Genomic DNA, 5,036 nt, shown 5'->3' with positions numbered 1-5,036 from the left:
CCCTGCACCAGCGCGATCATCTTGTACCAGGTCTCGAACATCTCACGGCCATAGATGCCCTTGAGATGCAGCATCTTGAAGATGACCTTGTTCCAGTCGATCTCGAATCCGGTCGGGGCGATGCCCAGAATGGCGATCTTGCCGCCGTTGTTCATGGTGTCGATCATGTCGCGGAAGGCGGGGGCTGCGCCCGACATTTCGAGGCCGACATCAAAACCCTCGGTCATGCCGAGTGCCGGCATGACATCGCGCAGCTTTTCCTTGGACGCGTCGACGACATGCTGGACGCCGAGCTTTTTCGCCAGCGCCAGCCGCACCGGGTTGATGTCGGTGATGACGACTTTTCGCGCGCCGACGCATTGGGCGACGAGCGCGCCCATGATGCCGATCGGCCCGGCGCCGGTAACCAGCACGTCCTCGCCGACCAGATCGAAGGAGAGTGCCGTGTGCACGGCATTGCCCAACGGATCGAAGATNGCNGCGATCTCGTCNGGCACATCATCGGGGATCGGCACGACNTTGTGCTGCGGGATNGCCAGATACTCACCGAAGGCNCCCGGNCGNTTGACGCCGACGCCGAGCGTGTTGCGGCACAGATGCCCTCGCCCGGCGCGACAGTTGCGGCAATGNCCGCAGACGATGTGGCCNTCGCCCGACACGCGCTGGCCGACCTTGTATTCGGTGACCGCTGCGCCGAAATNGGCAACGGTGCCGACGAATTCATGGCCCGTCACCATCGGCACCGGCACCGTCTTCTGCGCCCACTGGTCCCAATTGTAGATGTGCACGTCGGTGCCGCAGATCGCCGTCTTCTTGATCTTGATCAGCACGTCGTTGGGGCCGATCTCCGGCACCGGCACCTCTTCCATCCAGATGCCCGGTTCGGCCTTGGCCTTCACCAGTGCCTTCATCATGTTAGACATCAGGTGCTCCTTACAACTTGGTTGGTTCCACTCCTCCCGACTGCTCGGGTAGCCTGCATGACGGAAAGATAGGCTCGGAGAGCACAGCTGAATTCTTGGACCGATCGTAATGTCCACGGGGGCGTTTGTGTCGAAGCAACACACCACCGCGAGCCGTGCGCGCGTGAAAAGCTCTGTCCTAGCGGAACTTCAGCAGGAGCGGAGCACACGCCGTGCCAGATGCAGCCGGCTTCAATTCGCACGATGAGGAATGGTCGCAGCTTGCGGCTGGGCGGTATGGCTATTTTGTCGATGTCCGCCACATGCGACGCAGTCAAATCGACACCGACGCTCTTGATGGGTCGACCTCGCCGCCGATATCTCGATAGTGCCAGTGCTCAGGCGGCATCTGCAAGCGTTGATCCCTCGCGTCTGTCGGCCGCTGGCCCTGTGAGGCAGAAGCTCACGGACAAAACCGCCTTCCTCCATTTCGTGGCCGAAATCATCCGTCCTCGGACCAGAATCGGCGTCCCAAATCCTGCCCCGCCGCTCAGCCGTCCAGCGGCCTTCGGCTGGACGACAAGGGTGGACTCGCACGCGTCGACCGACGTCTTCGCGGCTTTTCGATGCCGTCCTTTCTGCCTCAAATTATCCGCGAGGCCCGCGGGTCACATGTTTGCCGGTCACAGTGGCCCAGCGGCCTGCGCCTGCACTTTCTCCCGCAGCGCGCAGGCTGCAGCGATCATGTTGATGAGGGCAGGGCGGACCTCTTCCCATTTCCTTGTTTTGAGGCCGCAGTCCGGATTCACCCACAGTTGGCCGTCCGACAGTCGCTCGCGAGCCAGTTGGGCAAGATGCAAGATCTCGCCGATCTCGGGGACACGTGGCGAGTGAATGTCGTAGACGCCGGGACCGATTTCGTTCGGATATTTCGACTTGGTGAAGGCGTCCAGCAGTTCCATTTTGGAGCGCGACGTCTCGATTGAAATCACGTCCGCGTCCAGTTCAGCAATCGAGTCGATGATTTCATTGAACTCCGAATAGCACATGTGGGTGTGAATTTGAGTCGCGTCCTCTACACCCGTCGAGGCGAGCCGGAAGCATTCGACAGCCCAGCCGAGATAATGCTTCCACTCGGACTTCCGCAGGGGCAAGCCTTCGCGAAACGCAGCCTCATCGATCTGGATCACTCTTGCGCCAGCTCTTTCGAGGTCGGCCACTTCATCGCGCATGGCGAGTGCAATCTGGCGGCAGACCTCGGCGCGAGGTACGTCGTCGCGAACAAAAGACCAGTTAAGAATCGTCACTGGGCCCGTGAGCATGCCCTTCACCGGCTTTTTCGTCAGCGACTGGGCAAATTGCCACCAGAGAACCGTCATCGGATTGGGCCGCGATACGTCGCCGAAGATGATGGGAGGGCGCACGAGCCGGGAGCCGTAACTTTGCACCCAGCCATGCTGGGTGAAGGCGAGGCCGGACAACTGCTCGCCGAAATGCTGCACCATGTCGTTTCGTTCGAACTCGCCATGTACCAGCACGTCGAGCCCGATCTCCTCCTGCCAACGGACGGCCCACTCAGTCTCCTTCTTCAGGAAGGTCTGATAGTCCATATAGCTCAGCCGACCCTTCGCATGAGCGGAGCGTGCCCTGCGCACCTCGGGCGTCTGCGGGAAGGACCCGATGGTCGTCGTCGGGAACAACGGCAGGGCGAGCGTGTCAGCCTGGACTCTCGAGCGCTTGGCAAATGCGCTCTTTCGTTGCTTCATGGCGCCGTCAATGCTGCTGACGCGCCCGCGGACGAGCGGATCATGGGCCTTTGTCGACATTGCGCGCGCGGCGGCCGCCTCATCAGAAGCCTTCAGCCCGCCTGTTACGGCCTCCCAGCCTTCGGACAAGGCTTGGGCCAGCACGAGCAGCTCTTCAGTCTTCTGGGCGGCGAATGCCAGCCACGAACGGACGTCTACATCGAGCGCGGTCTCCATCCGCAGGTCCATCGGCACGTGAAGCAGCGAGCAGGAAGGCGCAATTTCGACGCGGTCGAGCGGCCAACCGGCGATGACCGGCTTGATGCGGTCGAGAATGGCGGTCAGGTTCGCGCGCCAGACATTGCGGCCATCGATCAAGCCAAGCGAGAGCACCAGATCCTTCGGTGCGAGCCGACCAATCGTCTCCAATTGCTCGGGAGCGCGCACGAGGTCGAGATGCAGGCCCGCCAGGCCCAGCGAAACCGCGGTCTCGAGATTGTTTCCCAACGGCCCGAAATAGGTAGCCAACATAACTTTCAACTTGGGCGCGGCATTCGACAGCTGGCCGTAGGTGAATTCGAAGGCAGCTCGTTCGTTCGGGTTAAGGTCGAGCACAAGCGCCGGCTCATCAATCTGCACCCAGTCGGCCCCCGAGAGTTCCAGCCTCTGCAGGAGTTGCTCGTAGACGGGCAGCAGCCGCGGTAGCAGCGCTATGGGATTAAAGCCCTGATCGGGAGACTTCGCCAGCTTGAGGAAGGTCACCGGTCCAAGGATGACCGGGCGTGTATGGATGCCGAGCTCTTTTGCCTCCAGAAAGTGATCGACTGGTTTGGTTGACGAGAGGGCGAAGGTCTGATCGTCGCCCAGCTCCGGCACGATGTAGTGGTAGTTCGTGTCGAACCATTTGGTCATTTCCATCGCGGTTACGCGCTGCCCCTGAACTGCATGCCCGTGACTGGCCTGTCCGCAACCCGCGGTATCGCCTTGCGTGCCGCGCGCCATCGCGAAGTAGATGTCGAGCGGGACCTCGCCGCCCGTCCAGCCGTAACGAGCTGGCACGGCGCCGACCATTGCCGCGGTGTCGAGCACATGGTCATAAAGTGAGAAATCGTTCGACGGGATTTTCGACACGCCGCGGTCGTGCTGCTCGCTCCAACTGGCGGCACGCAGTGCCTTCGCCGTCGCCAGAAGGTTGGCAGCAGACGATTTTCCGGACCAGTAGCTTTCGAGAGCGAATTTCAGTTCTCGCCGGCGACCGATACGCGGCACGCCAAGCGTTGCTATGGGAACTTGCTGGGAGACATTCATTCCATACCCCGATGGTTGGGGCGGGGGGCAAGGAAGGCGCTAGCAGGCCGGCATCAACGCCGAGCTGCCGCAGCCACCAGACACCCCGCCTGTGGACGTTGTTTACCGAGGCAGGTCTCCTGGCTCGCGGGTCACAGCCTCTGCCCCGTCTTCCCGGGGCATTCGCCCCAATGACATTGTTGGGTTTGGCTCGCCGCTTACAGTTGCGGGGGCAGCGCCGGCATGTACCGGCTTCCCTCTTAGCTCCGCTACGGCAACGCCTTGCGGAGAACCACGACATGCGAACAATCGCAGCAGCCCAATTTCTTGTCAATGCCGTATAAAGAAATGTTTATGTGTTTATGTAAATTGTTCGCCTGCGGCTTGTTCCACGTCCCATGTCGCCGTAGAGCTGAGCATTCTGCGGCTCCGATGTTGCAGACTGTGGCTCGCCCCTCGGGCAATCTGCCTCTTGTACGATCCCGTCTCAAAACGACTTCGTCAAAGGGCCCGTGTTGGCCATTCATCATCGGGCGGCAGTACTGGCCCGAAGTGCGCCAATGTTCCTGAGCCTCAACAATCAGAAATTTGGAGAAAAACCGGCATGCTTCTCGGACTGGTACGCGTTCGATTTACACGCGCTTGCCTGGACAGCCTGCAAAAGGGAAAGGTGGGCAATGCGTGGCCGAGATGCTGCCCTACAACAACCCCGCCTGCTCAGCCTCGCGGCGCAGATTCTGCCGAGGCCTGGGGCCGATCTGCTGGATCACCAATCCGGCCGCCAGTGAGCCAAGGTCGCCGCAGGTCTGCAGGTCGCGGCCTTGCGTGTAGCCATGCAGGAAGCCGGCGGCATAGAGATCGCCGGCGCCCGTCGTGTCGACCAGTTCCTTGATGGCGGTCGCCTTGATCACCACCGTCTCGTCGCCGCNCACGATCACGGAGCCTTTTTCCGAGCGGGTCACGGCGGCGATCCGGCAATCCTTGCGGATCTGGGCCAGCGCCTCGACGAACGACGACGTCTGGTAGAGCGACTTGATCTCGTGGCTGTTGGCAAAGACGATGTCGACCGTGCCCGAACGCATCAGCTCAAGGAATTCGTCGC

Annotated in this window: 3 protein-coding genes and 1 riboswitch; all 3 genes read right to left on the bottom strand. The window is 61.3% G+C overall.

Annotated elements, in window-relative coordinates:
- A partial coding sequence (tdh, locus tag M729_RS0130265; protein WP_084652769.1) for an L-threonine 3-dehydrogenase occupies positions 1–923 on the bottom strand: 923 nt, incomplete at its 3' end.
- A 662-nt stretch (positions 924–1,585) separates the two neighbouring features.
- Positions 1,586–3,931, bottom strand: a complete 2,346-nt coding sequence (gene metE / locus M729_RS0130260) for a 5-methyltetrahydropteroyltriglutamate--homocysteine S-methyltransferase (RefSeq protein WP_027163777.1) — start codon at positions 3,929–3,931, stop codon at positions 1,586–1,588.
- A 115-nt stretch (positions 3,932–4,046) separates the two neighbouring features.
- Positions 4,047–4,246: riboswitch (cobalamin riboswitch) on the bottom strand.
- A 386-nt stretch (positions 4,247–4,632) separates the two neighbouring features.
- On the bottom strand, positions 4,633–5,036 hold a 404-nt coding region (locus M729_RS0130255), incomplete at its 5' end, for a PfkB family carbohydrate kinase (protein ID WP_027163776.1).

The sequence above is a fragment of the Mesorhizobium sp. WSM1293 genome (genome assembly GCF_000513875.1).
GTDB classification, from domain to species: Bacteria; Pseudomonadota; Alphaproteobacteria; order Rhizobiales; family Rhizobiaceae; genus Mesorhizobium; species Mesorhizobium ciceri.
This window is presented reverse-complemented; position numbering and strand designations above follow the sequence as displayed.